Genomic DNA, 1,901 nt, shown 5'->3' with positions numbered 1-1,901 from the left:
GGGAGGTAGCGGCCGCGGCGTTGGCTGGCGGCGGGGCGCTGGGCGCCTAGCCATACCGACAGCGGCACCGGCTCAGTAGTGCTGTCAGGCTCGGGGGCTGGCCGCTGTGGTTGGTGGCTGGGGTGTTCGGGGTGGTGGGGCATGAGGGTGTGCTTCTGCGTATCCACCTGATTTCTTTGGACGGCACATCCCTAGTCAACCCGGTGGCGTAGGCATTTCTTAGGCACACGCTTAGGCGCGCAACCGGCACGCTTTATGTGGTTCATCAGTTTCACAGCCGAAGCTTTCATGTGCTGACGGCGTGCATAGGCGCGCCCATAGGCGCAGCCACCCACACCCAGGAGGGCCGCGGCAGACAACCCGCTGAGCTGGAACGAGAGTCATAGGCGTGATCTTAGGCGCGCAGGTTCAGCCGAGGCTGGCGCCATAGGAGCGCCGCGGCTTAGGCGTTTGGTGGGCAACCGATCGGCAGGCCTCTATAGAGGTTCCGGTGCCTAAGAAATGCCTAAGCTGACTGGCTTCATGGACTCCTGAATACCCCCGTCGTGTGGAGCTCGAAGGGAGTCCGGCGATAATGGGAGCTACCGGTAAGCGCCGTTCGCACACCAGTCCGTCGCGGCCCGCCGCCCTGCCTCGGTCCGCTGCGTCGTCCGGCGCGCCTTCATCCGGTGAGCGGCAGGCCGACCAGCGGCCGCGCCGCCGGCATCATCACCGCCCGCAGGACCGCGCCCTAGCAAGCGCGGCCGCGCACACCTCGCTGGAGACCGCCGCTGAGGCGTTCCGGATGCTGGTCACGGGTCCGGCGCCGCTGTCTGTGGATGGGGCGGCGGTCGGGCATGGGCTGCCGCAGCGGCACATTCCGCTCGGGGAGTTGCAGGCGATGCTGCTGCACCCGGCCACCGGCCGCGCGGCGCGTGATGCTGTCTGGCGGCGCATGGTGGCCGAGGCGCACTCGGGGTCGCCCGCGTGGGTGCTCGGGGCGGTCGGGTTGGCGTTGCCGGCGTTGTGGCGGATGGCCGGGGATCTGGCCGAGGGCTACCGCGGTGAGCCAGCTGATCTGCACGCCGCGCTGCTGACCGGGTTCGTGGACGCGCTGCACCGTGTCGACACCAGTCGTCCGGGGATCATCACCCGGTTGCGGTGGTCGGCCTACCGTGCCGGCCTGCTGGCCCGCTACACCCGCCAAGGCGTCGCGCCGATGCCGCTGCCGCCGCTGGAATCGGCGCCCCCGCCGCCTCCGTGGAGCCACCCCGACCTGCTGCTGGCCGACGCGATCGCCAAGGGCGTGCTCTCACCGCTGGCGGCGGAGCTGATTGGCCGGTCCCGGCTGGAGGACCTCACCCTCAAGCAGGCCGCAGCCGAACTCGGCGTCGGTGTCCAGGCCGCCTACAAGGCCCGGCAGCGTGGGGAACGCCGCCTGGTCGCGGCGCTGGCCTCCGGCGAAGTGGAACACCGGGTGTCCAATCCGGGCCGCGATCGCGGTCTTTTCCGGGTGCGGGCGGCAGACACTCGCCGGGCTCAAGAACGGCGGCCGAGCCCTGCCGAGGGGTCCAGGGCAGGGCTGGGCCCGCGACCGGCTGGCGTGCGGGGCCGACCCACCCGGTCGGACGGCACAACCGACCCCGAACACCCGCACAACGAAGGAGGTGAAGCCTTCTGCGGCCCCGCACGCCAGTCTCCTCCCGACCCGCAGCCCTCGTCCTCGTCTGCTTCTTTCTCCCCGGCACCGCCGTCCCGGTCCGGCCGGCGTCGGCGCCGCGGCCATAGCCGTGGTCGAGGGCGAGGGGCGCCAGGCGACTCCCGGGGGACGCAATGAGCCGCCCGGCCGGTGCCGTTCACGTGGTCACCACGATGCTGCTTCGCGTTGTCGCCGTTGCCGTGCTGATGGTGAGTGCGGCGGT

1 protein-coding gene is annotated in these 1,901 nt (G+C 70.9%); it reads left to right on the top strand.

All coding sequences use genetic code 11. The features are described from left to right. Window positions 1–784 precede the first annotated feature (784 nt). Window positions 785–1,816 (top strand): hypothetical protein, encoded by a 1,032-nt coding sequence (locus tag E1289_RS37420; RefSeq protein ID WP_131988899.1) that lies wholly within the window; start codon window positions 785–787, stop codon window positions 1,814–1,816. Window positions 1,817–1,901 lie beyond the last annotated feature (85 nt).

The sequence above is a fragment of the Actinomadura sp. 6K520 genome, assembly GCF_004349245.1.
In the GTDB taxonomy this organism is placed as follows: domain Bacteria; phylum Actinomycetota; class Actinomycetes; order Streptosporangiales; family Streptosporangiaceae; genus Spirillospora.
This window is presented reverse-complemented; position numbering and strand designations above follow the sequence as displayed.

Bases quoted from the DNA above. Each gene is read 5' to 3' on its own strand.
- E1289_RS37420 (WP_131988899.1), top strand. From the start codon at position 785: ATGCTGGTCACGGGTCCGGCGCCGCTGTCTGTGGATGGGGCGGCGGTC.